This window comes from Nesterenkonia massiliensis (genome assembly GCF_000455245.1).
GTDB lineage: Bacteria > Actinomycetota > Actinomycetes > Actinomycetales > Micrococcaceae > Nesterenkonia > Nesterenkonia rhizosphaerae.
In genome coordinates, this window is record NZ_HG005165.1 from 582,181 (window position 1) to 607,577 (window position 25,397).

Below are 25,397 nucleotides of genomic sequence, written 5' to 3' on the forward strand. Positions count from 1 at the left end.
GAGGATCAGGCGCTGGCGCCGGTGAGTACCTGCTGGCACTGGTCCAGCAGCGCGCGCATCTGCTCCGCGGTATGCCGGCCGTTGAAGATCTCTGTGCCGTTCTCAAACGTCCTCCCTGCACTGAGCGGACCTGCGTCCACGCCGTCGTAGCCCAGGGAGTCAACGAACTCAGCCACAAGCTGCTTGGCGGCCTCGTCATCAGAGGCCACAGCTAAGGCGCGGCGCTTGGTGTCACCGGCGGGGTAGGAATCAACCTCGAGGTCCCCGTAGCCGATGTGGTTCAGTGTCTTGACCAGGCGTACATCGCCGAGGAAGTCAGCAATGACTTCACTGGTGGAGCGGCCGGTCTCGAACTCCTCCATGATCCCATCTACCGGCGCCCAGTAGTTCATGGTGTCGATGACCACGTGACCCTGGAGCACGCTGTTATCAATGGAGCGGTATTTGTGCAGCGGCACTGCCAGGACGATGATGTCGGATCCGCGCAGCTCGTCCCGGTTGACGGCGGTGGCACCGGGGACGATCACCTCGGTCAGCAGCTTGATCTCCTCAGCAGGCCGACTCGTCGCGATCTTCACGGTGTGCCCGGCGCGCACGGCCTGCCGGCCCACGGCAGTGCCTACACGACCGGCGCCGAGAATCCCTATAGTCAGTGGCTGCGGCATGAGCGTGTCCCCTCATCTGGATCGGTATGGCTGGAGGTCAAGGTCTTTCCAATTTGAAAGAACACGACGACGACGCCAACTGTTCCCGACGTGGCGGAGGTCACCGGCCCTGCGGGCCAGCGCATCACGGGTAGACTTGATGGGCAAGCTCGCGGAGCGCTCGGACTCGAGCGTGAGACGGCACTCCAGCGGGCAGATCACCGCATCTACTTAAACGCAGGAGAATCGATGCCGCGCATTATTGTCGAGGTCATGCCCAAACCTGAGATCCTCGACCCGCAGGGCAAAGCAATCGTCAACGCACTCCCCCACCTGGGATTCACCGAATTCTCCGGCGTCCGCCAGGGTAAGCGGTTTGAGCTGACAGTCGACGGCGAGGTCACCGAGGAGATCCTCCAGCAGGCCCGCAAGGCCGCCGCGGAGATGCTCTCCAACCCGGTGATTGAAGACGTGGTGGCTGTGCGAGTTGATGACGAGGGTGACGCCGCGTGAGCGTGGAGACCCCTCTGATTGGCGATTTCACCGCCGCACCTGCTCAATCCCGGCTGGCTGGTGCGCGTATCGGCGTGGTGACTTTCCCCGGAACACTCGATGACCGCGACGCCGCCCGCGCGGTTCGCCTCGGCGGCGGCACCCCCGTTGCACTGTGGCACGCAGACCAGTCCCTCCACGGAGTGGACGCTGTGGTGCTGCCCGGCGGATTCTCCTACGGAGATTATCTGCGCGCTGGCGCCATTGCCCGCTTCGCCCCGGTGATGGACACCATCGTCAAAGAAGCTCAGGCCAAGGACACCTCTGCGGCTGCTCTGCCCGTCCTCGGTATCTGCAATGGGTTCCAGATCCTCACCGAAGCGCATCTGCTGCCCGGTTCGATGATCAAGAACAACCACCTGAAGTTCATCTGCCGCGACCAGGCACTGCGCGTGGAGAATAATCAGACCGCCTGGACCAGCCAGTTCACCGATGATGAGATCATCGCGATCCCGCTGAAGAACCAGGACGGCCAGTATGTGGCCGACGACGCCACCCTCGCCCAACTCGAGGACGAGGGCCGCGTGGTGTTCCGCTATGTAGGCGGCAACCCCAACGGTTCCCGCAATGACATTGCCGGGATCACCAATGAGGCCGGCAATGTGGTGGGCCTGATGCCGCATCCGGAGCATGCCGTAGAAGCTGGCTACGGACCGGACGACACCACCGGGATGCGCAACGGCACCGACGGACTGACCCTGTTCACCTCCGTCATCTCGTCCCTGGCAGGAGCAACTAAATGACCGAAAATGCGTCCGAGCAGCCCACCGCCGCAGAGGTGCCGGTGCACCAGACCCAGTTCAACATCGACACCGTGGCCAACGCTGCGGCCACTCCGGAGACCGAACTCCCCTGGGCTGAGCTCGGCCTGAAAGAGGATGAGTTCCACCGGATCGTGGACATCCTGGGCCGCCGCCCTACCGCCGCGGAACTGGCGATGTACTCGGTGATGTGGTCCGAGCACTGCAGTTACAAGTCCTCCAAGGTCCATCTGCGCCAGTTCGGCGAGAAGGTCACCGAGGAGATGAAGAAGGACCTGATGGTGGGCATCGGCGAGAACGCCGGTGTCACCAACCTCGGCGATGGCTGGGCCGTGACCTTCAAGATCGAGTCCCACAACCACCCCTCCTACGTGGAGCCTTACCAGGGTGCGGCCACCGGCATCGGCGGCATTGTTCGCGACATCATCTCCATGGGCGCCCGTCCGGTGGGTGTGATGGATCCACTGCGCTTCGGCGATATCGATCACCCAGACACTAAGCGCGTGCTGCCCGGAGTGGTCTCCGGAATCGGCGGCTACGGCAACTCCCTGGGGCTGCCCAACGTCGGCGGTGAAGTGGTCTTCGACTCCGTCTACCAGGACAACCCGCTGGTCAACGCACTGGCTGTAGGGGTGATGCGCCACGAGGACATCCGCCTGGCCAACGCTTCCGGTGTGGGCAACAAGGTGGTGCTCTTCGGTGCACGCACCGGTGGCGACGGCATCGGTGGTGCCTCTGTGTTGGCTTCGGAGTCCTTCGATGATTCCAAGCCATCCAAGCGTCCTGCCGTGCAGGTGGGCGACCCCTTCGCAGAGAAGGTGCTCATCGAGTGCTGCCTGGAGCTGTTCAAGAATGAGCTCGTCGAGGGCATTCAGGACCTCGGCGCCGCCGGTATTTCCTGCGCGACCTCAGAACTGGCCTCCAATGGTGAGGGCGGCATGCACGTAGAGCTGACTAATGTGCTGCTGCGCGATCCCACTCTGACTCCGGGGGAGATCCTGATGTCGGAATCCCAGGAACGCATGATGGCCGTGGTGACTCCACAGAACGTCGAGGCCTTCGAGGCCGTGATGGGCAAATGGGGCGTGGAGTACTCCTGGCTGGGCGAGGTGACTGACACCGGCCGGCTGATCATCGAGTGGAACGGTGAGACCATCGTCGACGTCGACCCGCGCACCGTGGCTCATGACGGACCGGTCTATGAGCGCCCGTATCACCGTCCCTCCTGGCAGGACGAACTGCAGGCCGATACTTTCCGCGCCTCCCCCGCCGCACAGAATCTTCCCGCCACCGCAGAAGAGCTGGGCAGCGCCGTCGTCGAATTGATGGCTCAGCCGAATATGGCTAATGCCTCCTGGATCACCGACCAGTATGACCGCTTTGTAGGCGGTAATACCGCGCTGTCTGTACCCGACGACGCCGGGGTGATCCGCGTGGACGAGGAGACCGGCCTGGGCGTGGCGCTGTCCACCGACTGCAACGGCCGCTACGCCTACCTGGATCCCTACACCGGTGCGCAGCTGGCACTGGCAGAGTCCTACCGCAATGTGGCAACTTCTGGGGCCATTCCGATGGCGGTCTCCGACTGCCTGAACTTCGGCTCGCCGGAGGACCCTGAGATCATGTGGCAGTTCGCTGAGTCCGTGCGCGGGCTCGCCGATGCTTGCATGGAACTGGGAGTCCCGGTGACCGGCGGTAACGTCTCGCTGTACAACCAGACCGCCGGCCGGGCTATTCACCCGACTCCGGTGGTGGGCGTGCTGGGCAAATTCGACGACGTCGGACGCCGCACCCCCTCCGGTTTCCAGCGCTGGGCTGATGGCCAGGCCATCTACCTGCTGGGTGTGACCCGTGATGAACTCGATGGCTCAGAGTTCGCGCGGATGCGCGGCCACCTGGGCGGTCTGCCCCCAAAGGTGGACCTCGCCGCGGAGAAGACCCTGGGTGAGATCCTCATCAATGCTTCACGTGACGGCATGATCGACTCCGCCCATGATCTCTCCGAGGGCGGTCTGGCGGCGGCTCTGGCCGAGATGTCGCTGCGCTTCGGGGTCGGGGCGCGAGTGGCTGTTGACGGGATCTGCGAACGCGATGGTGTGGACGCTTTCACCGCGCTGTTCAGCGAATCCCAGGCCCGGGCTCTGGTGGCACTGCCGCGTTCAGAGGAGCTGCGTTTCACCGATATGACCAGCGCCCGTGGTTTTGCTGCCTTACGGATCGGTGTGGTCGATGCCGAGTCCGGCGGCCTGGAGGTCACCGGCCCCTTCGAGGGAGGCAGCTTCGGCATCGGACTGGATGAGCTCAAGGAAGCCTGGAGCAGCGTACTGCCCAGCCGCTTCGATACCGCCATTGAGGCCACGGAAGCACTGATGAAGTAGTCGTCTTGCTTCCCGCACAAGGGCCCGGCGATCTTGTTCCGCGAGGAATGAGCGCCGGCCCCTTGTGCGTCTACTGCTGCATGCCGTCGCTGAGCCCCTGCAACCAGCGCTTGGTCTCCCGTGGGCTGCGCAGTCGCACCACAGTCAGACCCTCGAATCGCTCTTCCAGGGTGGGGATTACGGGTTTGAGTTTGTTGCGCGTCCTCCAGCCCCATCGGATGATGTGGTCTCTGTCGGTAAAGATCCTGGACAACGGCTGTTCGATATTACCGTTCCACAGTTCGGTGCCCCGGATTCGCCGGCTCAGAGTGCGCCGGATGAGCCGCTGCATCTTCAGCGGGGTCGCATAGTCCAGCCACAACACGGTGTCCGCGCGTGAAGCAATCAGCGGCCGGACCGCGCGGTACTGCAGTTCAATGATCCAGCGCGGCTGCGCGGTGAAACATTCGACGTCGTCGTCGAAAGTCCCTCTGGGCGTCCAGTCCGGCCCCCAGTAGAGGCCGTCAAGCTCTTCACGCGGAAAGCCGGTGATCTTCTCCAGCTCCGTGCACAGTGTGGTTTTGCCAGCCCCGCTGGTTCCTGCCACCGCAATACGCTGGCGTTTCCACGTGATCGTCTCATCGGCACGGCGCATGATCTTGAGTCTATGCAGAACGAGCCCTCGCCTCACCCAGATAGCTAAATAATCTAGCTATCTGTACTATCGTAAACATGTCCGATCCTTCTGCGGTGATGCGCACTCTGCGAGCTATCCAACTGCTCAATGACGCCCTGGATCGCATGCACAGTGACCTCACCGGACTGATGAAGATGAACGCCTCGGACCTCAAAGCCCTGCGCATGTTGGCCATCCGTGAGCAGCAGCAGCGGGAGGTGAGTCCGCATGAGCTGGCCGAACACCTCGGTATCTCCACTGCTGCAGTCACCACACTCATCGACAGACTCGCGGCACAGGGCTTCGCCGAGCGACATCCGCATCCCCGCGACGGTCGCTCACGGATCCTCGTCCTGACACCAAAAGCCCGCGAGCACTTCTTTCAGCACTTCGGCGGTCATCTGAGCACGATGCGTGAATTGATGGAGCCAATGGACAGCACAGATCTGCACACCATCGCCGGGTTCCTCGAGACTCTGGCCACCCGACTCTCCTCTGAGCAGCAAGAAAGTGACCTCTCGTGAACTCTATGGAAACCCAGCACAACGAAGCACCTGAGACACGGCGAGAGCGGCGCAGGGCCAGGAGTGCGCCGTCACAGTCGCGGGGTCTGCGTCTGTGGATCCCCGCAGTGCTGGCGATTATCTGGCTGGCATGGACTGCCTGGGGCGGCCAGACCTTCGGCAACCTCTCTCAAGTCACCACCAACGACCAGGCCACCTTCCTTCCCGCTGAGGCTGAGTCCACTCGGGCTCTGGAGCTGCAGGAGCGCTTCAGCGATCAGGACGCCGTGCCTGCCACTGTGGTGGCCGTCTCCGAGGGCGAGGAGCTGACCTCTGAGGAGTTCAGCACCGCCGAGACTATGGTGGCTGAGGCGGCAGAACTATCCGGTGTTCTCCAGGTCATCCCTCCACAGCCTTCCGAGGACGGCCAGGCCTTGCAGGTGCTGGTGCTCCTTGAGGAAGATGCCACCGAGGACCAGGCACTCCAGGCGTTGCGCGAACTGGTCAGCGAATCATTTGATGAGGCCGAATGGACCGCCTATGTCACCGGCCCAGCGGCACTGTCAGCTGACCTCTCCGATGCGTTCGCGGGTATCGACGGGATCTTGCTGCTTGTCGCCGTCGTCGCCGTCTTCATCATTCTGATCGTGGTCTACCGTTCGGCGCTGCTGCCTATTCTGGTGCTGCTCTCCTCGATAGGCGCGCTCTGCGCCGCCATTACGGTGGTCTTCTTCATGGCTCAGCAGGGCTGGATCCAGCTCAACGGGCAGGTTCAGGGGATCCTGTCCATTCTGGTGATCGGTGCGGCTACCGACTACTCCCTGCTGCTAGTGGCCCGCTACCGCGAGGAGCTCGCGCGCGCTGAGGACAGGTTCGCTGCGCTGCGCACGGCGGTGCGCCGTTCAGCGCCTCCGATCCTGGCTTCGGGCGGAACGGTGGCGGTTGCCCTGCTCTGTCTGCTCTTCTCCGACCTCAACTCGAACCGAGCCCTGGGGCCGGTGGCCAGCACCGGCATTGTCTTCGCCATGGCTGCCACCCTCACGTTCCTGCCAGCCATGCTCGCGTTGACCGGTCGCCCCGCTTTCTGGCCGAAAGTGCCCCATGTGGAGACCGACACATCAGCCTCGCAGTACCGTTTCTGGCGCCGCACTGCAGGAGTCGTACGGCGTCGGCCGCGTACCGTATGGCTCGTGGTGACGCTTCTGCTGCTGGTCAGCGCCGCAGGAGTCACCCAACTGAAGGCCAACGGCGTTCCACAGTCGGATCTGGTCCTGGGAGAAACGGACACTCGCGCCGGCCAGGAGCTGTTGGAGGAACATTTCGACGCCGGAACCGGTGCGCCCAGCACCATCTTCGTTCCAACGGATGAGGCCGAACAGGCCCTGGAAGTTGTCTCCGAGGTTGAGGGTGTCGCAACCGCTTACTTGGTCGGGGAGAACAACTCGCCGGCTGAAACTCCGGGTCAGGCCCGGGACGTCGACGGCGTCGTGCAGATCTCTGCGACCCTGACCGCCGCGGGTGACTCGCTTGAGGCGGAGGAGACGGTTCGGCAGCTTCGTGAGGATCTCAATGAGCTCAGCGGCCAAGCCCTTGTAGGCGGCACTACGGCCACCCAGCTGGATACGAATGACACCGCTCAGCGCGATCTCTTGGTCATCATCCCGCTGGTGCTGATAGCTATTACCGCCATCCTGATTCTGTTGTTGCGCTCTCTGATCACCCCGCTGATCCTCATCAGCACCACTGTGCTGTCCTACCTCGCCGCGCTAGGGATCTCCGCGCTGGTGTTCAATCATGTCTTCGATTTCCCTGGTGCTGACGCCAGTGTGCCGCTCTTCGGCTTCATGTTCCTGGTGGCTCTTGGGGTGGACTACAACATCTTCCTTATGACTCGCGCCCGGGAGGAAACCGCTGAACATGGGGCGAAAGAGGGAGTGCTGCGTTCCCTAGTCGTCACCGGAGGGGTGATCACCAGCGCGGGCATTGTGCTGGCGGTGACCTTCATGGCCCTTGCCGTCCTGCCACTGATGTTTATGGTGCAGCTGGCGTTCCTGGTGGCGGTCGGGGTCTTTATCGACACCTTCATTGTGCGCACCCTGCAGGTCCCCGCCCTGTGCGTGGAACTGGACCGGCGCATCTGGTGGCCATCTCGGCTAAGTAAGCAGGCCTGAACCGCTGGCTCAGAAGGGGTTCAGCAGCCGGTGCACGAACCGGCGGGTGCGCTCCTCGCGAGGCGCGCGCAGCACTTCACTGGCCGGACCTTGCTCCACCACCACGCCGCCGTCCATGAAGACCACCTGATCGGCGACTTCTCGGGCGAAGGTCAGCTCGTGGGTGACCAGGACCATGGTCCAACCCTCTTCGGCGAGTTCTTTGATGACCGTCAGCACGTCTGCGACCAGCTCCGGGTCCAGCGCTGAAGTCGGTTCATCAAAGAGCAGCAGTGAAGGCCGCAGAGCTAGCGCCCGCACAATGCCTACACGCTGCTGCTGACCGCCGGAGAGCTCATGCGGGTACTGGTCCCGCTTCTCAGCCAGACCGACCCGGGCCAGCAGCTGCTCGGCTTCGGCGATAACCTCCGCCTTCGGGCGGCGCTGGACCTGCACGGGACCTTCGATGACGTTCTGCAGCACGGTCATATGCGGAAACAGGTTGTAGCCCTGGAAGACCATCGCGCTGCGCGTGCGCAGGCTCTCCCGCTGCTGGCGTGAGGTGCGCGAGTCGAAGTTCACCTGCGGGCCGCCGTCGAAGGCCACCGTCCCTGCGTCGGGCTGCTCAAGCCCGTTGAGGCAGCGCAGCACGGTGGTTTTGCCCGAGCCGGAGGGACCGATCAGCGCGGTGACCTGCCCGGGATTGACTCTCAGGTCGATGGAGGAGAGCACTGTGTTCTCTCCAAAGGACTTTTGCAGACCAGTGACGTCCAGCAGCGGTTTACTTGGCGACATAGCGGTCCAGTCTCCTTTCCAACCTGACCTGCACCATGGACAGCAGCAGACAGATCACCCAGTACATAGCTGCTGCCTGAAGATACAGGGCCATGAACTCAAAGGACGACGCCGCGATCTGCTGCGCAACACGGAACATTTCGGTGACCAGAATCAGCGAAGCCAGTGAGGTGTCCTTCACCAAAGAGATGAAGGTGTTGGACAGCGGAGGCACAGAAACTCTGGCGGCCTGCGGCAGGATAATCCGACGCAGCGTCTGGGTCTGCGACATGCCGATGGTGTATCCGGCCTCCCACTGGCCTTTCGGCACGGAGAGAATCGCAGCACGAATGACCTCAGCGGCATAGCCGCCCACATTGAGGCTGAAGGCGATGATCGCGCTGGGCCACGGGTCAATGTTGACCCCAATGGATGGCAGCCCGAAGAAGATCACAAACAGCTGCACCAGCAGCGGGGTGCCGCGGATCACCGAGACATAGGCCCGTGCCACACCGGCGAGCACACGGTTTCTGCTGATGCGCATCAGCGCCACCACCAGGGCGATCGCCAGGCCGATCGAGAAGCTTGCCAGGGTCAGCGGAATGGTGCCTTTGATGGCCCCTTCGAGCATCGGCCAGAAGGAACTGGCCGCCAGTTCCCAGTCGATGGTCACGTCCAGGTTGCCTTTCCTCGAGTCGGGCGCGGATCTTGGTGCCGCACTGCGGGACTACTGAGAGACGTCAGCGCCGAAGTACTTTTCGCTGATCTCAGTCAGCGTACCCTCCTCGGCCAGCTCGGCCAGAGCCTCATCGAAGGCCTCGACCAACGTCTCACTGCCCTGCCGGAAGATGAAACCAGCATAGGAGTGGTCATCGGTTTCAGCCGCGATCTTGATGTTCTCGTTGTCCTCGGTGGTCTGGTAATCGAGGAAGGTGAGCTTGTCATTGATGGTCGCATCAACCCGGCCCTGCTCCAGCAGCGCCACAGCCTGAGCCCAGCCTTCGACACCTTCAACATTGGCACCGGACTCGGTTGCCAGCTCGTACCAGTTAGAGGTCAGGGACTGAGCGGTGGTCTTATCGTCGAGGTCATCGAAGCTGCTGATCTCATCATTATCGGCAAGGGTGACGATCACACCGTTGGAGACGGTGTAGGGCTCGGAGAAGAGGTAGTTCTGCTGACGCTCCTCGGTGATTGACACCTGGTTGGCGATGACGTCAAAGCGGCCGGCGTCCAGGCCGGCGAACATCGCGTCCCACTGGGTTTCCTGGAACTGGATATCGATGTCCAGCTTCTCACCCACGGCTTCGATGATCTCTACGTCATAGCCGGTCAGGTCACCGGAACCGCCCTCGTGGAAGGTGAAGGGACGGTAGGTTCCTTCGGTGCCCACCGTCAGACCGGATTCCTGGACCTGCTCCAGGCTCACGCCGCCGGAGGTCTCCTCTGCGGTGGGCTCGGCAGCCGGCTCCGCGGAGTCGTTACCGCAGGCAGCTAGAGCAAGTGCGGCGATACCAGTGACGGCGAGTACAGAATGACGGCGGAAGCTCATGGGTTTAGTGCTCTTTCTCAAGGACATGGAAGCGTGCAACGAGGGTGTACGCTAACACCCCGCAAGCTTCAGCGCGCACTTTTCGTTACGCCATAAGTCAAACCACCGAACGCCGCTATTAAATCCCCATCTCAGGAGGATTATCCGCTGGCGCCGGGACCTGTCGGCTTAGCTGATGCCGTAGGCGATCAGCGAGTTGGCCCAGTCCTCCACAGCCGGCCAGTCGCGGTAGTCAGCGTTATTGGGCTGCCGCGCTGCACGCAGTTGCAGCTTCTCCAGGAAGCTGAGCTTCTCAGCATCCAGGGCCCCGCGGAAGTAGGCGATCTCCCGATGCGGGAACTGCTTCAGCCGCTCGGTCAGTTCTGGGGCGAGCACCGGTCCTCCGCCAACGGCGAAGAGGAAAAGCGGCTTGCCCATCAGCTCTGTGCGGTGGGCCTCCAGGAACAGGGTTCCAGCGCCTAGCAGCTTCTGCCGGTAGACAGGCATGCCGACGACGACGTTATCGGTCTCGTAGAGCCACTTGCCCGCTTCCCCGACGTCCTTGACGTGTGCCTTGACGCCGCGGGCACTGAGCGTGGAGGCGATGCGCTCGCCGATCTCCGCCGTGGAACCGTGTTTGCTCGCGACTACGACCATGGTGGTCATGGATCTTTCACCTTTCGCCAGGGACTTCGGTGCTGGCCTCAGCTTATCGCGGATATCAGGTCTGAGGTGGTGAGTCTGCGCCGTCGGACCTTGCTGTGTCAGCGGCAGCCTCGGGTTCGGCCAGCATGCCGGGCTCGGTTTTTGCCACGACCCGGGTGCAGGTCAGATCGCCGGTGACGATCTGGGTCAGGCTCAAGTCCGTGCCGGTGACATTGGCAACGAAGACCGTGGCAGCGCCGACGTAGATAGCGGTGCCGTCTATGTTCACGTTCGAACCCAGTGGCAGGGTGAAGGAGTAGACACCCTTACGCACCCCTAGACGCTCGGCGGCCTGGATACCCACCGGCAGGGTGCCCCCGGAAGAACGGGTGACAAAGGCGGTCAGCATCGGTTCCGGTCTCGCCCACCACTACCGCGATCACGGCAATATCAGGGCCGAAGATCCAGCTTGGCCACCACGCCTAGCACCAGGGCTACGGCCAGTTTCAGATCAGTGAGATCCCTAGGTAACGGCGCCACAGTGAGGGCTTCTGGCTGCTGGCCTCAGTCATGAGAGACGAGGGTACCGGCGGGATGTTTCAGCTGAGTTTCCGTAACCCCACGTCTTCCTGGGAGCCTGCGGCGAAAGGTAGTTCTGCGCAAGCATGCAGCGCACTGATCCCCCGGCTCGTTCAATAGTGGGGACCTCCGCAGCAATAATCTGCGCCTTGGCTTCCAACTGCTGGAGCTGTGTGGCGGTAAAGCTGGCACGCGCCGTCGTCGACATCACCAGAACCGGTCCGTGGCGGCCCTGCAGCTGAAGCACATTGGCGGCGAAGCTTCGGATCTGCGTCTCGTTCAGTTCCACTACGGTGCGTCCCGAGCTGCGCAGTCGGTCCAGGACTGCGTCGCGCTCGTACCGGCTGTGGATCATCGAGCTGCCGATCACCGCTAGACCATGCTCAAGGTTGGCGCTGCCCACGCTGAGCATGACATTAGTGTGATAGACCGGTGTGCCGGTCTTGTCAGCGGCATGGAACAGTACGGGCTCGTACATGAACTCATTGCACCAGCGGAAGAACAGAGTCGCGGTAATACGCTGGGAATAGCACGCATAGGCGGTCCGGCTGGCGTGGTCCAGCACCATCGCTCCGGTACCTTCTAGATATGCGCCGTGCTCTTCGGCGCCGGAGAGGTCCAGCACCTCTGTGACGCGGTAGCGATCCTTCAGGTGCTCCACGATCTCCCTCCGGCGTTCGCCGCGCCGATTCGGGGCGAACATCGGATAGAGCACCAGCCGGCCATCGGCGTGCGTGCTGAACCAGTTATTGGGAAACACGCTGTCGGGCGTGACAGTTCCGGTGTCTTCGAAAAGTTCCACGCCGACGCCGGCCCGCTGAAGCTGCTCGGCGAGCCTGGAGACTTCCCCGTGGGCACGCTTGCCCACCAGCACCGGATCCTCGGTGATTTCCGCTCCAAAGGCGTTGTCCTGGGCGGTCACCGGGTTCGGCCTGAAGTGATGCGGCCGGACCATCACTACTCGGGCTGCCAGCTGCGGGTCTCCAGCTGCCTCGTACCCCTTCATGAGGGCCCTGGCAGAGGAGCCGCCGTCGTCGTTGGTCTGCTCGTATGCAACAACGCTGTGCCCAGCTCGCCCCATTCGGTGGTCCACAGCGGCCGACGGCGCGACCGGTGATGCCGCTGTCACAGTCACCGGCGGATGCGAGGTCAATGCCGGGGGCTCTGACATAGCTCAGCCCACCGGCTTCAGCGAGGTCACCAGGGAGAAGAGATCTTTGGGGTCCTCCGGGTCTGCAATGAGGTCGATACTGGTCTGCAGTGATGAACCAACGGTGTCATCACGCAGATAGCGCAGTGCCGAGAAGTCGGCGATGGCGAATCCGACGGAGTCGAAGAGAGTGATGTCTTCATCGTTGCGACGGCCCTGTTCGGCTCCGGTGAGCACCCGCCAGAACTCAATGACCGGGAAGTCCGCGGGCTTCTGCTGGATTTCGCCTTCGATGCGGGTCTGTTCCGGATACTCCACAAAGACCCGGGCCCGGTCCAGGATGCGGGAGTCTAGCTCGGTCTTGCCGGGACAATCGCCTCCTACGGCATTGATGTGGACGCCGGGGCGGACCTGGCGGTCTGCCAGGATGGTGTTGACAGCTTTGTCTGCAGTGCAGGTGGTGATGATGTCAGCACCGGTCACCGCATCATCAGCGTCGGTGGCAGTGGTGATCCGGAATCCGAGTGGTTCGAGATTGCGGCGCAGCTTGTAGATGGCATGCGGGTCGATGTCGAAGACGCGGAGTTCCTCGATGCCCAGGACGGCTCTGAAGGCCAGTGCCTGGAATTCTGCCTGGGATCCTGCGCCGATCATGGCCATCACCCTGGAATCCGCCCGCGCAAGGCGCTTGGCGGTCATGGCCGAGGTAGCAGCGGTGCGCAGTGCGGTCAGCAGAGTCATTTCGGCCAGAAAAGTCGGGTAGCCATTGTCCACGTCCGCTAGCACGCCGAATGCCGTGACAGTCTGGAACCCCCGCGCAGGGTTGGACGGGTGCCCGTTGACGTATTTGAAGCCGTAGGTCTCGTGATCTGAGGTGGGCATCAACTCGATCACCCCGAAGGGGGTGTGGCTGGCGATGCGCGGGATCTTGTCGAAGCTCTCCCAGCGGCTGAAGTCAGACTCGAGGTACTCGACCATGCCAGTCATGATGGGCTCTACGCCCCGGTTCTGGATCCACTGGACCATATGGGCGACGTCGACGAACTGAGTCATGGTTTCCTCCATCTTGAGACGGGCTGGGGCTGATGGAACCAACACTAGGAATATCGATGTGCGTGCAACAGAGCAGAAATGTCTGACTTTTGCCTAGTTCTTGAGCAGACCGATCAGCCGGTGGTGACAGATTGCCACGCGCCGGGATGCGGCGGAGCGGCCATGAGTGACGAACGACGATGACGGACGGGCGAGAGCATGGTGGCGCGGTCTTTCGGCTGCGGAGACGCGTCTGGTGCCTCAACGGAGGCGCGCTCGCTCGGCATGATCACCCAGAAACACCAAAGAGCGAAAAAACTCATCAAAACCCCTCGACCATCACGCTGAAGCATGGAATAATAGAACATAGATTCTATGTGGCGACAGTGCCGCAGGGCGAAACCCAAGTAAACAGCCAGGACGACAGCCACACAGGCGAGCGCGAAGCCAACCACGCAGACAGGTGCACGCAGGCATGTGCGCATAGGTATAAGGCCAGGCCGCAAGGCCGGCACAGGGACAGGGGTGATTACCATGGCAGCTTCTTCCACCAGCAGCGCCAGCAGTGCCCCTCCTATGCCTGAGCACCTGAGAGCCCTCGCCGGGGAACCAGAACTGTCTGCAGCCTGGGAGCAGCAGGTCGCTGCACGGCGAGCTGAAGCAGCCACCATCACCGCACTTCTTGACTACCGGCAACGGACTGCCACGCATTATGCCCAGGAACCCCTGGTCACCCGGTCTGAGGCAGACCGTGCCGCTGTTCGTGATGCCGCCCGGATCCTCGGGACCAGTGACCGCACCGCGACCACTGTCCTGAACACCACACAGGACGCTAAGCGCCTTCTCCCCCGCACGTGGGGAGCATTCTGTGAGGGTCTTATTAACCTGCCCCGGGTGCGGAAAACCGTCGACGCCGCCACCACCAGTAGCCTGCCTGATCACGTGCTGCGACAACTGGACCAGGCCGCGGCAGAACAAGCCCAACGCCGTAGTCTCTCAGAGTTTCATCACTGGCTCACCCGCTACATCGCCTCACTCGACCCAGAGGCCTACGCCAGGGCTTGTGAGAAAGAAACCCAGTCCCGGTTCGTGAGGTTTCAGCACCAGTCCCACGGGATGAGCTACCTCCAGGCCTACATCCCCACCTTGGAAGCTGCCGCTATTGAGAAGCGACTCAAAGCTGCGGCCCGCGGACTCGACCAGCACACCTCGAGCGGGGACACCGCGACTGAACACCGCCAGGCAGACCCTGGGGCCGCGGAACCAGGCATCGCACACGGCAACCCAGGACAGGGCAGCCCGACCGCAGCTCCAAAGGACGCCAGTGGCGCCCACTCCAGTACCACTGACGGCCCTACCTCCGATCCTCAAACTTCGGACCCCCGCACCACAGACCCCCGCACCACGGACCCACGCACCGGTGACCCTCGCACCCTTGCTCAGCGGGAAGCAGACCTCCTCACCGCATGGCTTCGCGATGGACGCGTCTATGACGCCGCGGTTGATGCCAAGATCATGATCATGATCCCCGAGGCCACCCTCACCGGTGACAGTGATGAGCCGGCGATGGCAGCAGATCGGTCATGGATGATCCCCGCCCACCAGGCCAGGAACCTCGCCGCAGACCCCGAAGCCAACCACCACTGGTACCAAGGCCATACCCGCAAGGATTCTAGGAACGCCGAGTATGACCTGCTCAGTGCTCGGTATATCGGCCGGTACCCACCAGAGCACCTACGCGACGCGCTGATCTTCCGGGACGGGACCTGCCAAGCCGATGGGTGCACCATCAGCGCTGAGCGCTGCGACATCGACCACCAAACCCCCTGGGAACACGGCGGAGAAACCACCGCCGACAACCTCTGGGCGTTATGCCGGCGTCATCACCGGATGAAATCCCACGGCTTCCTCCACCCACCGGATAAACAACAGCCCCACAACGCCGGGCCCAAGACCGAGCCCGAGCCCGAACCCGAACCACCGGGCCCAGCTCCGGGGCACCCGGCAAGACCAGACTTCATCTGGTCCGCGCCCATGCCCGTGCGCTATGACCTTGCTGCGTAATCGTGCGCGCCGGGCAGCAGTCCTGCTACGTCACCACTGAACTGAGCAGCAACGAGGTCTCACTGTTGAGAACTCCCTTCACGCCCCGCATGAGGCGAAGCACCCTGTCCAGATCGCGCAGATCCGTACAGCTGATTTCCGCCACCAGATCCCAGGCGCCGTTGGTGGTGTGCAAGGCGATGATCTCCGGCAAACCACGCAGTTCATCGATCGCCCGATCAGTATTGGTGCCTGCTACTTCGATAAACGAAATCGCTCGCACCCTGGAGAGATCCGCATCCTCCCGCACGCGCACGCTGAATCCCACGATCACCCCAGATGCAGTGAGCTTCTCGATACGGGAGGTGACAGTGGCACGGGAAACGCCCAACTGCTGGGCCAGCGATGAGATAGGCGCACGCCCATCCTTACGCAAGGCTGCTATCAGGCGACGGTCCAGGTCCGTGAGTCTCTCCATGAACAGAATGCTAACTCTCAGCGTTCAAAGCGACAGCTGATTGCACAAAAATATGCACCACGCACCTGTCCGCCGTACATCCATCCCTCTACTGTGGAGCCCATGGTTGAAACAGTCACCGACAGTGAGCAGACCGCCGAGAAGGCTGTTCCCGGCAGCCCGCTAGCCCAACGACCGCATCAGAGTGGACCGTTCGTAGGTTCTGAAGTTGGACGACTGCGCCAGGTGATCGTTCACCGTCCGGGAGTAGAGCTGCTGCGACTGACCCCCGAGACCAAGCACGATCTGCTTTTCGACGATTTGTTGTGGGTCCGACGCGCTCAGGAAGAACACGATCAGTTCTGCCACGTGCTTCGTGAAGCAGGGGCAGACGTCCTCTACCTCGATACGCTCCTGACTGAGACTCTTTCGGTGCCGCAGGCCCGCCAGTTTGTCCTCGACCACACCTTCGATGAGCGCCTCTTCGGCCCGGCCGCCGCCCCGCTGCTTCGGGAGCTGGCCGATTCAATGCCGCACGCCGACCTCGCAGAGTTAGTCATCAGCGGGCTCACCAAGCGGGAACTTCTGGAACTCACCGCTGAACCCCGGTCCGTGGTCATCCATGCCCTCGCGATGGATGACCTTGTGGTGGCTCCACTGCCGAACCACCTCTTCACCCGCGATGCCTCATGCTGGGTCTACGACGGTGTGGCTGTGAACTCCATGCAGAAGCCGGCCCGCACTCGGGAAGCCATCACCTATGAAGCAATCTATCGATGGCATCCCCGCTTCGCTTCTACGAGCTGGCAGCGCTGGTCTGACGGCCTCACAGACGGTCAGGCCACTGTAGAAGGTGGGGATGTGCTGGTTCTGGGCGACGGCGCAGTTCTGGTCGGGATGAGCGAACGCACCACCCCGCAGGGCGTGGAACGCCTGGCGAAGCGGCTCTTCGCCGAGGGTTCGGCTGACCGCGTGGTGGCACTGAGTATGCCCAAGTCACGCGAGTTCATGCACTTAGACACGGTGATGACCATGGTGGATGAACGGTCCTTCATCGAATACGCAGGACTTGGGACACTGCCGTCCTACACCATCACTCCACGCGAGAATGGCGTAGACCCAGAGCTGAAAATCCAGGACCACCCGCCAGAACGCATGCACGCCGCAATTGCCGATGCGCTGGGACTCGATCACCTGCGCATCCTCACTCCGGAGCAGGACCTGCACTCCGCGGCCCGGGAACAGTGGGATGACGGCTGTAACGCCCTGGCACTTGAACCCGGTGTGGTCATCACCTATGACCGGACACCCACCTCCAACGCCTTTCTGCGCGATTCAGGGATTGAAGTCCATGAAGTTCCAGGCGCAGAACTCGGTCGAGGTCGAGGTGGCCCCCGCTGCATGAGTTGTCCCACCCAACGCGACCCGGTGTAACCCGACTCACCGGCTGCTGCTAACCCCGCGATGGGCTACCGGGCTCATCCCCTGTGTTCCTGCTCACCCTCTGTGTCCTGCTCGCCCTCGCTGCCCGGGATCTCTTCCTGCGATGCGACATACCGCAGCACCATAAAGGCAGCGAGTCCAGCCAGCATGAGGTAGATCAACAAACGTGCCAGCACATCACCCTCGTTGCGCCAGAGGTCAGCGAGGAACGCCAGCGTGACAGCCGAGTGAATTCCCGTCCAGAACCGCGGAAGACGGGGGGCGCTGCCGCCCCTGCCCTTCGACTGACATGGACGTCTACCTCACACCGCGGAGGTCCAGGTGAAGCTCGGAGTCTCCCCCCTCTTCCAGCGTGACCGGGATGCCCCAGTCCTGCTGGTACAGGTGGCAGGCAGCGTGCATGGGGATCTCCTCACCCGGTGCACCGTCGCATGCCGCAGCTCGGGCAGTGATATGCAGAACCCCTGCAGAAATCTCAGAGTTCAGCTGCAAAGTGCGCTGCAGCCCCACAGAGGTGCCCGATCCCTCCATCAACAGTTCAGCTGGAGTCGATGAAACCTGCAGCTGGGTGGGATCTCCCCACCGGTCATCGAGCTTCTGGCCGGTAGGTGCTGAGAAGCCCACGCTGAGCTGCACCTGGCCCGGAGCAACTGCTGTGGCCGGACGCTGCGTCTGCGCAGCACCCTCATCCACAGACAGGTACTCCTCCGGCACCGCGATGCGTACCAGTTGGTGGGCGTTGGTCTCCACTACTAAGAGGGTTGTACCGTCCGCGTCCAGCAGCACATCTGATGGTTCTTTCAGCCCGCGTGCCACGGTGGACACCTGCGCCGGCACAGTGCTGCCATCAGCAGCCAGGTGCTCCGCCTGGTACCTGCGGATGGCGCCGTTATAGGTATCAGCTACCAGGACTGATCCGTCCGGAAGTGCGGTGACACCCAGTGGGTGCTGCAGTCGGGCCTGAGCAGGATCCCCGTCACGGAAACCGAAGTCAAAGAGTCCTTCACCGACCACAGTCTCCACTGCCGGTGCCTCTGGAGACTGGCTCACTCGCAGCACCCGAAGGCTCGAAGTCTCAGAATCAGCAATCCATATATCACCGGCGGCGTCCTCGGTCAGCCCGGAGGTCTGCGCGAACCAGGACTCCCCCGCCTCGCCGTCGACAAGACCTTCAAGGCCAGTGCCTGCGTACACCGCCAGCTCACCAGTCAACGGATCAAAGCTGAAGATCTGGTGAGTACCGGCCATGGCCACAATGACCCGGCCGGTGGTATCGCTCCAGAGCACATCCCAGGGGGAGGACAGCGAGACGTTCAACGGATCGGTTCCCAAGGAACCGACGACGACGTCGCTGCGGGTCCGCTCAGCATCCAACAGTCGCTGCACACCGTTTCCAGCCAGCGTGGTGACGTCACCGGTAGTCACGTTGATTCCGCGAAGCCGGTGGTTGACCGTATCGGCCACCACAATGTCATAGCCGACTTCGGCAGCCAGCTTCTCCGGCAGCAGCGCCAGGCCCTGGGGCTCATTGAACTGCGCGGACTCGGGCCCGCCGTCACCGTAGCCTTTCTCACCAGTTCCCCAGGAACGGGTGACCGTCTCCAGATCACCGGCCAGCTCCACAATACGGTGATGTCCGGTGTCGGCTACCAGGAATCGGCCAGGGGCGTCGTCGTCGGCACCCAGAGTCCGGTTCACCGGCACAGCTTTGCTGGGGAAGCGCAGGGTCCGAGAGACCGGCTCGGGTGCGACATAGGGTCCGTCACCGCGATGCAGTGTGCCCTTCGCCTCATGTTCAGCCGCGAGCTCCTCCACCAGTGAGGTCAGACCCGCCACATGGCCCTCACCGGAGAGAGAAGCGGCAATGTAGCCCTCGGGGTCGATGACCACCAATGTGGGCCAGGCCCGGGCGGAGTAATTCTGCCAGGTGACCAGCTCAGGGTCATCCAGGACAGGGTGTTCGATCTCGTAGCGCTCCACCGCAGCGGCCAGCGCATCGGGGTCAGCCTCATGCTCAAACTTCGGCGAGTGCACGCCCACGGTGACCAGCACATCGTGGAAACGCTCCTCCAGCGGACGCAGTTCGTCCAGCACATGGAGGCAGTTGATGCAGCAGAAGGTCCAGAAATCGAGAATGACGATTTTGCCGCGCAGGTCCTCGAGGGTGACCTGCTTACCTCCGGTGTTCAGCCAGCCTCGGCCGATCAGCTCCGAAGCCCGCACACGTGCGCTGCGCTGGATAGTCTCAGTCATACTTTCCCCCAACGTGTCATCGTCCTAGGTTGTTCCGCTGGTTCATCGCAGCAAACATCTGGTTGTAGTCTTCCAGCTCGGCGTCCCCACTGCGGTCAGCCTCACGGTCCAGGCGCTTGCTCTCTCGGGTGTCGTCTTTGGACCACTGCACCGCAGCGATGACGCCCATCAGCACCGCCGGAATCTCGCCGAGTCCCCACATCAGTTCACCGCCGCGTCGCTGGTCCATCAGCGCTGGGAACCAGCCATGGCCCATATTGCCGAACCAGGCGGCCTGAATCAGCTCCTCAGAACCGGAGATCACTACCGCCAGGAACGCATGGAAGACCATAGTTGCCAGCAGGATGATGACTCTGAGGAAATGCGGCGGGCGGCTGGGCAGCGGGTCTCTGCCGATCAATACCAGTGCGAAGATGTAGCCGGTGAGTAAGAAATGCACCGTCATGAAGACGTGCCCCAGGTGATATTCCAGCGACCATCCGAAGACCGGCGTGTAGTAGAACAACACGATCGAGCCGCCGAAGTTCACTGCTGCCACCACCGGGTGAGTCACCAGCTTGGACCATTTCGAATGCACCAGCCACAGGATCCACTCGCGGGCACCGCGAGTGCCGTCTGAGCGAGGTGTCAGGGCGCGCATGGCCAGCGTGACCGGAGAGCCGAGCACCAGGAATATCGGCACCACCATGGTCAACGTCATGTGCTGGACCATGTGGCCAGAGAACAGCACCATCCCATAGACGGCGGGTCCACCGGAGGTGACCCAGAAGAGGATCAGCAGCCCGAAGAGCCAAGCGGCTGCACGCGGCAGCGGCCAGCGGATACCGCGGCGTCGCACCTGGACAGTAGCCCGGACGTACCAGACGGCGAGGAAGATGATGACCGCCAGCCACAGCCAATCAATGCGCCACTGGGTGAAGTAGTTCGCCAGTTCAGGAGAGGGAGGCAGCGGGTAGCCGGTGAGAATACGCGCCGGCGTGGCATCTGGTGGCAGGTCCTCGGAAACCGGCGGTGGGGTCCGGCCCAGCACCGCGCTGATGCCGATCACCGCAGTCATGATGGCGGCCTCCACCAAGATCAGCTGCCATAGCAGCCGTGATGTTGTGTAGCTGGTAGAGACCTCGGAGCCCTCACCGCGCGGAGCGCCAGCTCCAGTATGCGGTCCGGCCAGTCGTGGGATGATCCAGGCTCGGTGCATCCAGCCGATGGCCGCCAGCATCACAGTGGCCGCTGCCTTCAGCACTAGCAGCAGACCATATGGGGTATTCACCAGCTGCTGCAGGTTCTCAATGCGTAAGTCCGCATTGACCACTCCCGAGGCCGCCACCGTGACCAGCGCCAGCCCCGCCAGCACCGAGTACCGACGAAGCAGAGTACCCAGGATCTGGGGACCGCCCTGATCGCGGGCGGTCAGCTCCTGCGCAGTGCGCGCAATCTGCGGGGCAAGCAGGGCAAGCACCAGCAGGCCCCCCACCCAGACCACCACGCCCAGCAGGTGCAGTCCCAGAGAGTTCACAGCTGCAGTGTGATCATCTCCAGAGGCCGAATGCCCCACCATGGCCATGGGAACAATGGCGCCCAACCCTAGTACCGCGGTGAAGCCAAGCCCGGCCGGGTTGCGCACTGCCGCCACCAGTGTGGAGAACAGTGCTGCGATCAGCACGATGCTCAGCCAAGCCTGGCCGGTCGCGATGTTGACCGCGTAGTCGAAGAAACCGGCAGAGAAGCCCTCGCCAGCTGAAACCGGCAGGCCGGCCAAGGCCGAGAAAGAGAGCACCAGCACCGCTAGTGCCGCCATCGTCCAAACGACCGAGGCAGACTGGGCGATCAGCACGGCCCGAGAGAACAACGGGTGCTCCTGGCCCGCCCAGCGTTTCTGTCGCTGTCTAGGACCTGTGCGGGCCGGAATCGCGACGGCGGCAAGGATCGCCGCGCTGACCGCCACCGCCATGGAGATGTGGTGGACATAACGCGCCACCGGCAGCCCCCACTGAGTCAGCAGGCCGGGATTGGAAATCACCCCGGAACGGCCCATACCAGTAAGCACCGCAGCCAGGATCAACGCCGCCAAACCAGTAGCGAGCGTCAGCGCGGTCAGCGGAAGCGGCGCCGCCCAGAGGGCCCGCCGCGAAGAAGTCTGAGTTGTCACCGGGCTTCGTCTCCCGGCCGGTGGTCCTCAGCGTCGTCCTCAGCATCGGACTGCCCGGGGCCCAGATTCTCGGAACCCGGCCCCTCGTGGTCCTTGTGCCAGGATTCTGACTGCTTGAGCTTCTGGCGCATCAGAATCAGGACAAGGACGACCACCGCGAAGGCTCCGGCGGCGAAAACGATCGGTGCCCAGGTCGGCGCGTCCGCGGCCATCGCCCCCACTTGGGAGACTGCGGTGAGCGGGAGAGGGAGGGGGCCAGATGCCATACCAGAATTCTACGCCCGGTAGAACTGGGGCGCACCCCACGTGACACCAGACGACGACGGCTCCTGACCCATTACAGGTCAGGAGCCGTCGTCGTATTCGGGGCTAGCGTGATGCTAGCCGAGCGTGAAAGCTCACTTGCCGGAAGCGGCAGCCTTCAGCTTGGAGCCTGCGGAAAGCTTCACGGAGTAACCAGCGGGGATCTGGATGGTCTCGCCGGTCTGGGGGTTGCGGCCGGTACGAGCGGCACGCTCGGTGCGCTCCACGGACAGCCAACCGGGGATGGAGACCTTCTCGCCCTTGGAGACCTGCTCGGTGAAGACCTCGAAGACGGCATCCAGCACGCCGTTGACGGCGGCCTGGGAGTTGCCGGACTTCTCGGCGACGGCTGCGACGAGCTCGCTGCGGTTCAGTGCCATAACTGTGTCCTCCTGGACTGTTCTATGAGTTCCCATTGGTCCGGAAAATCCGCGGATTTCCGCGGATCGGGAGGCCCTTTGGGCTTTCAGAAAGGCAACTTACCACGCAGCGGGGGTCAAACCCGCATGAAATCGGGCGTGTACAGCGTGTTGGGGCCGTCATTCCGCTGCCAGCGGACCGTTGAGGCGCTCTTCGCCTGTTCCTGCAGCCCTCTGTGTTTCCGGCGGGGCCCGTGCGCGCAAACAAAAAGCGGGGCCTCCCGAAGGAGACCCCGCTTATGCTGCTTCAGCGGCTTAGGCCAGCATCACCAAGAGGACTTAGTAATGCCCGGCAGCTCACCCTTGTGAGCCATCTCGCGGAAACGGATACGCGAAATACCGAACTTCTGGAAGGTACCGCGGGGGCGACCATCGATGCTGTCGCGGTTGCGGACGCGGACCGGGGAAGCGTCGCGGGGCAGCTTCTGCAGGCCCACGCGAGCTGCCTCGCGCTCTTCGTCAGATGCGTTGGGATCAACGAGGGTCTTCTTCAGCTGGGCGCGCTTCTCGGCGTAACGCTCAACGATGACCTTGCGCTGCTCGTTCTTTGCGATCTTGGACTTCTTAGCCATGATCAGCGCTCCTCTCGGAAGTCGACGTGCTTGCGGACCACGGGGTCGTACTTCTTGAGCACGATGCGGTCGGGGTTATTGCGACGGTTCTTACGGGTCACGTAGGTGAACCCGGTGCCGGCGGTCGACTTCAGCTTGATGATGGGACGTACGTCCTTATCTTTTGCCATTAGATCTTCTCACCACGCTTCAGAAGGTCGGCGACGACGGCGTCGATACCGCGCACGTCGATGGTCTTGATGCCCTTAACGGACAGGTTCAGGGTCACTTTACGACCCAGCGAAGGCACCCAGTAGGTCTTCTTCTGGATGTTCGGGTCGAACCGGCGCTTGGTGCGGCGGTGCGAGTGGGAGATCTGGTTGCCGAACTGCGGCGTCACTCCCGTCACCTGGCAACGTGCTGCCATGATCACTCCTCTTAACTATCAGTACGTAGATGTAACGGGCGGTACCCGCGAACACGCTCTTCTGCACAGCAGACTGTGAAGGACGCAATCGTTGAGCCGAGTCCCGCCACCTTTGAATCACCGTGACGTACGAGGACGACCAGGCTGGGTGAGATCCAACCGAAGTGCCTTGACGGTGTTGTCTGTGGTGCGCTGGAATCCAGGCTTCACAGGGCTGGACTGTTTTCCGGAGCCGAACCCGTTTCCGGGCACAGCACAGTTCAGCTTGCGACTGTCAATGGTATCCCGGCTGATCGCATTCGGCAAAGCCGGTGCTGCGACGATTCTCCTGAGATGATCATGCAGTGACCGTTGCCCCTGCCTCCGCCGCTGCTGAGGACAAACCAGCTGCGCCCCTGCTCCCTGTGGCCGCGATTGTGACAACTGTGCTGATGTGGGCCTCCACCTTCGTCATTATGCGTGCGGCGGCAGTGGACATCTCCCCTGGTCCGTTGGCTCTGATCAGGCTCTTCGCGGGATCCCTCACCCTGTCAGCCCTGGTGCTGATTTCCCGGCGGGGCCGCCCGAAGATGCCAGGTCCGCGCGGGCTGCTGCTGACAGCGGCTTTCGGCGTGATCTGGTTCGCGGTGTACACCTTGGCCTTTAACTGGGCAGGTCATTTCCTGGATGCCGGGACTGTGGCGATGGTGGTCAACCTGGCACCGCTGATGGTGGGTGTGGCCGCCGTCGTCGTTTTTAAGGAGGCCTTCCCGCGCCGGCTCTTCCTGGGAATGCTGGTTTCGCTCTCCGGTATCGGGTTCATCACCGCAGCTGGCAGCACCGGCCAGCTCGCCGTCGCCGGGCTGCTCATCGGCTTCGCTGCAGCTGTGCTGTATGCCGCTGGCATGATGGTGCAGAAGCTGGCACTGCAGCACACCGACCCACTCACCGCCACCTGGCTGGGTTGCACTTCCGGCCTGCTGGCACTTCTACCCTTCCTTCCGCAGACCTTCTCCGAGCTGGGCTGGACCGGCAGCGGCGATGGCATCAGCACCGCAACCCTGCTGGGCGCGGTGTATATGGGCATTGGCCCCACTGCGCTGGGCTTCTGGTTCTGGGGCTACGCCATGACCCGGTTCCCCACCGGTCGTGTTGCCTCAGCCACCCTCACGGTCCCCGCCGTCGTCGTCGTGATGTCCTGGCTGACCCTGGGCGAAGTCCCGCCGCCGCTGGCTATTACCGGCGGCGCGATCTGCCTCACCGGCGTGGCACTGGCCCAGTGGAGACCGCGACGCAGGAATCAGCTCCGAGCCGGCGCTTAACCCTCAGCCTGGCTGGTGGCCTGCTCGTGGACCACCGCTGACTCATGTTCCTGGGCAGCTTCGCGGACCTTTTCCACAAACCAGCTCGCCAGTGTTGCGGTGATCGAACCGATGAGGCCGAGGCCTGCAATCATCAGGCCCACTGCGATCCATCGTCCAAGATCAGTCACCGGATAGTGATCGCCATACCCGACCGTGGTGATAGTGACCACAGCCCACCAGGTGGCGTCGCCGAAGCTGGTGATGTTGGCCTCCGGGTGGTTCTGTTCGGCATCAAGGATGGCCAGCGCCGCGATGAGCACCAGCAGACCGGAGGTAAACCCCACGTACAGGGTGATCTTCCCGCGGAGGACCGCCCCGGCGGAGCGCTGCAGCACCGAAAGCAGCGTGACCAGGCGCAGCAGTCGCAGTGGACGCAGAAAGGGCAGCACCACAATGGCCAGCTCATGCAGATGGGTCAGGAACCAGCGCCCGGTATGCGGAACCAGAATGAGCGAGATGACGTAATGCAGGGCAAAGAGCACCCAGATCGCATTCATCAGCACCTCGGGCCAGTCAGTATCCGAAGGCCGCAGGTTACCGATCACCACATAGGCATAGACCCCTAGGAAAACTAGGGAGATGATCGCCATGGGCCACTCGGTACCGCGGTTCCAGCGGTCAAAACCAACTTGATTGTTGAAGATCTTCCCCATGC

Annotated in this window: 27 protein-coding genes; 8 read left to right on the forward strand and 19 right to left on the reverse strand. The window is 62.7% G+C overall.

Annotated elements, in window-relative coordinates:
* Positions 1-5 precede the first annotated feature (5 nt).
* Positions 6-665, reverse strand: a complete 660-nt coding sequence (locus tag TX78_RS02665; protein ID WP_044493258.1) for an NADPH-dependent F420 reductase — start codon at positions 663-665, stop codon at positions 6-8.
* Between the two features lie 228 nt (positions 666-893).
* On the opposite strand from TX78_RS02665, the gene purS reads away from it, so the two are divergent.
* From purS to purL, 3 genes are read left to right on the forward strand one after another with little or no spacing between them, the layout of a single operon-like run.
* Positions 894-1,157, forward strand: a complete 264-nt coding sequence (purS, locus tag TX78_RS02670) for a phosphoribosylformylglycinamidine synthase subunit PurS (protein ID WP_044493635.1) — start codon at positions 894-896, stop codon at positions 1,155-1,157.
* Entirely contained in the window at positions 1,154-1,939 is a 786-nt protein-coding gene (gene purQ / locus TX78_RS02675) for a phosphoribosylformylglycinamidine synthase subunit PurQ (protein WP_081652509.1), read from the forward strand. Before purS ends, purQ begins: the two co-directional genes overlap by 4 nt.
* Entirely contained in the window at positions 1,936-4,335 is a 2,400-nt protein-coding gene (purL, locus tag TX78_RS02680; protein ID WP_044493260.1) for a phosphoribosylformylglycinamidine synthase subunit PurL, read from the forward strand. Before purQ ends, purL begins: the two co-directional genes overlap by 4 nt.
* 70 nt (positions 4,336-4,405) lie before the next feature.
* Here the strand turns inward: purL and TX78_RS02685 are convergent, their stop codons facing one another.
* Positions 4,406-4,969, reverse strand: coding sequence for a P-loop NTPase family protein (locus TX78_RS02685; protein ID WP_044493262.1), 564 nt, complete (start codon positions 4,967-4,969; stop codon positions 4,406-4,408).
* 77 nt (positions 4,970-5,046) lie between these two features.
* Between TX78_RS02685 and TX78_RS02690 the strand changes: the two genes are divergently transcribed.
* Entirely contained in the window at positions 5,047-5,514 is a 468-nt protein-coding gene (locus tag TX78_RS02690) for a MarR family winged helix-turn-helix transcriptional regulator (protein ID WP_044493264.1), read from the forward strand.
* Between the two features lie 5 nt (positions 5,515-5,519).
* Positions 5,520-7,664, forward strand: a complete 2,145-nt coding sequence (locus tag TX78_RS02695) for an MMPL family transporter (protein WP_081652534.1) — start codon at positions 5,520-5,522, stop codon at positions 7,662-7,664.
* Positions 7,665-7,673: 9 nt separating this feature from the next.
* On the opposite strand, the gene TX78_RS02700 is transcribed toward TX78_RS02695, so the two are convergent.
* The 7 genes from TX78_RS02700 to TX78_RS02730 all read right to left on the reverse strand — a co-directional run bounded on the left by TX78_RS02700 (position 7,674) and on the right by TX78_RS02730 (position 13,375).
* A complete protein-coding gene (locus TX78_RS02700; RefSeq protein ID WP_044493267.1) occupies positions 7,674-8,438 on the reverse strand; it encodes an amino acid ABC transporter ATP-binding protein in 765 nt (254 codons plus the stop codon).
* Positions 8,425-9,048: an amino acid ABC transporter permease gene (locus tag TX78_RS02705; RefSeq protein ID WP_187118350.1), complete on the reverse strand. Its 624-nt coding sequence runs from the start codon at positions 9,046-9,048 to the stop codon at positions 8,425-8,427. Before TX78_RS02705 ends, TX78_RS02700 begins: the two co-directional genes overlap by 14 nt.
* A gap of 96 nt (positions 9,049-9,144) precedes the next feature.
* On the reverse strand, positions 9,145-9,969 hold the full coding sequence (locus TX78_RS02710) for an amino acid ABC transporter substrate-binding protein (RefSeq protein ID WP_044493268.1): 825 nt from the start codon (positions 9,967-9,969) through the stop codon (positions 9,145-9,147).
* A 168-nt stretch (positions 9,970-10,137) separates the two neighbouring features.
* Positions 10,138-10,614 (reverse strand): flavodoxin domain-containing protein, encoded by a 477-nt coding sequence (locus tag TX78_RS02715; protein ID WP_044493269.1) that lies wholly within the window; start codon positions 10,612-10,614, stop codon positions 10,138-10,140.
* A 55-nt stretch (positions 10,615-10,669) separates the two neighbouring features.
* A complete protein-coding gene (locus TX78_RS02720) occupies positions 10,670-11,002 on the reverse strand; it encodes a cation:dicarboxylate symporter family transporter (RefSeq protein ID WP_044493270.1) in 333 nt (110 codons plus the stop codon).
* Between the two features lie 159 nt (positions 11,003-11,161).
* Positions 11,162-12,343, reverse strand: coding sequence for a citrulline utilization hydrolase CtlX (ctlX, locus tag TX78_RS02725; protein ID WP_199765243.1), 1,182 nt, complete (start codon positions 12,341-12,343; stop codon positions 11,162-11,164).
* A gap of 3 nt (positions 12,344-12,346) precedes the next feature.
* Positions 12,347-13,375 (reverse strand): ornithine cyclodeaminase, encoded by a 1,029-nt coding sequence (locus TX78_RS02730; protein WP_101750598.1) that lies wholly within the window; start codon positions 13,373-13,375, stop codon positions 12,347-12,349.
* Between the two features lie 513 nt (positions 13,376-13,888).
* Here TX78_RS02730 and TX78_RS02735 point away from each other — a divergent pair.
* A complete protein-coding gene (locus TX78_RS02735) occupies positions 13,889-15,418 on the forward strand; it encodes an HNH endonuclease signature motif containing protein (protein WP_044493274.1) in 1,530 nt (509 codons plus the stop codon).
* A 25-nt stretch (positions 15,419-15,443) separates the two neighbouring features.
* Here TX78_RS02735 and TX78_RS02740 read toward each other — a convergent pair whose 3' ends face one another.
* Positions 15,444-15,875: an Lrp/AsnC family transcriptional regulator gene (locus TX78_RS02740; protein ID WP_044493275.1), complete on the reverse strand. Its 432-nt coding sequence runs from the start codon at positions 15,873-15,875 to the stop codon at positions 15,444-15,446.
* Positions 15,876-15,977: 102 nt separating this feature from the next.
* On the opposite strand from TX78_RS02740, the gene TX78_RS02745 reads away from it, so the two are divergent.
* Complete coding sequence (locus tag TX78_RS02745) at positions 15,978-17,288, forward strand: arginine deiminase (protein WP_081652510.1); 1,311 nt, start codon at positions 15,978-15,980, stop codon at positions 17,286-17,288.
* A gap of 44 nt (positions 17,289-17,332) precedes the next feature.
* On the opposite strand, the gene TX78_RS13625 is transcribed toward TX78_RS02745, so the two are convergent.
* From TX78_RS13625 to rpmB, 8 genes are all read right to left on the reverse strand, one after another.
* Positions 17,333-17,473: a hypothetical protein gene (locus TX78_RS13625; protein ID WP_158644287.1), complete on the reverse strand. Its 141-nt coding sequence runs from the start codon at positions 17,471-17,473 to the stop codon at positions 17,333-17,335.
* 121 nt (positions 17,474-17,594) lie between these two features.
* Positions 17,595-19,550: an NHL domain-containing thioredoxin family protein gene (locus TX78_RS02750; protein ID WP_044493277.1), complete on the reverse strand. Its 1,956-nt coding sequence runs from the start codon at positions 19,548-19,550 to the stop codon at positions 17,595-17,597.
* A 16-nt stretch (positions 19,551-19,566) separates the two neighbouring features.
* A complete protein-coding gene (locus tag TX78_RS02755; protein ID WP_049897350.1) occupies positions 19,567-21,699 on the reverse strand; it encodes a cytochrome c oxidase assembly protein in 2,133 nt (710 codons plus the stop codon).
* Complete coding sequence (locus TX78_RS02760) at positions 21,696-21,965, reverse strand: hypothetical protein (protein ID WP_044493280.1); 270 nt, start codon at positions 21,963-21,965, stop codon at positions 21,696-21,698. Before TX78_RS02760 ends, TX78_RS02755 begins: the two co-directional genes overlap by 4 nt.
* 132 nt (positions 21,966-22,097) lie before the next feature.
* Complete coding sequence (locus TX78_RS02765) at positions 22,098-22,382, reverse strand: HU family DNA-binding protein (RefSeq protein ID WP_044493282.1); 285 nt, start codon at positions 22,380-22,382, stop codon at positions 22,098-22,100.
* A gap of 305 nt (positions 22,383-22,687) precedes the next feature.
* Positions 22,688-22,993, reverse strand: a complete 306-nt coding sequence (gene rpsN, locus TX78_RS02770) for a 30S ribosomal protein S14 (RefSeq protein WP_044493285.1) — start codon at positions 22,991-22,993, stop codon at positions 22,688-22,690.
* A 2-nt stretch (positions 22,994-22,995) separates the two neighbouring features.
* Positions 22,996-23,163, reverse strand: coding sequence for a 50S ribosomal protein L33 (rpmG, locus tag TX78_RS02775; protein ID WP_022872124.1), 168 nt, complete (start codon positions 23,161-23,163; stop codon positions 22,996-22,998).
* Positions 23,163-23,399 carry a 50S ribosomal protein L28 gene (rpmB, locus tag TX78_RS02780; RefSeq protein ID WP_044493292.1) on the reverse strand — a complete coding sequence of 79 codons (237 nt, stop codon included), beginning with the start codon at positions 23,397-23,399 and terminating at the stop codon, positions 23,163-23,165. The genes rpmG and rpmB overlap by 1 nt, the downstream gene beginning before the upstream one ends.
* A gap of 344 nt (positions 23,400-23,743) precedes the next feature.
* On the opposite strand from rpmB, the gene TX78_RS02785 reads away from it, so the two are divergent.
* Positions 23,744-24,700 (forward strand): DMT family transporter, encoded by a 957-nt coding sequence (locus TX78_RS02785; protein ID WP_049897353.1) that lies wholly within the window; start codon positions 23,744-23,746, stop codon positions 24,698-24,700.
* On the opposite strand, the gene TX78_RS02790 is transcribed toward TX78_RS02785, so the two are convergent.
* Entirely contained in the window at positions 24,697-25,395 is a 699-nt protein-coding gene (locus tag TX78_RS02790) for a potassium channel family protein (protein WP_044493293.1), read from the reverse strand. The two genes, TX78_RS02785 and TX78_RS02790, sit on opposite strands and share 4 nt — an antisense overlap.
* Positions 25,396-25,397 lie beyond the last annotated feature (2 nt).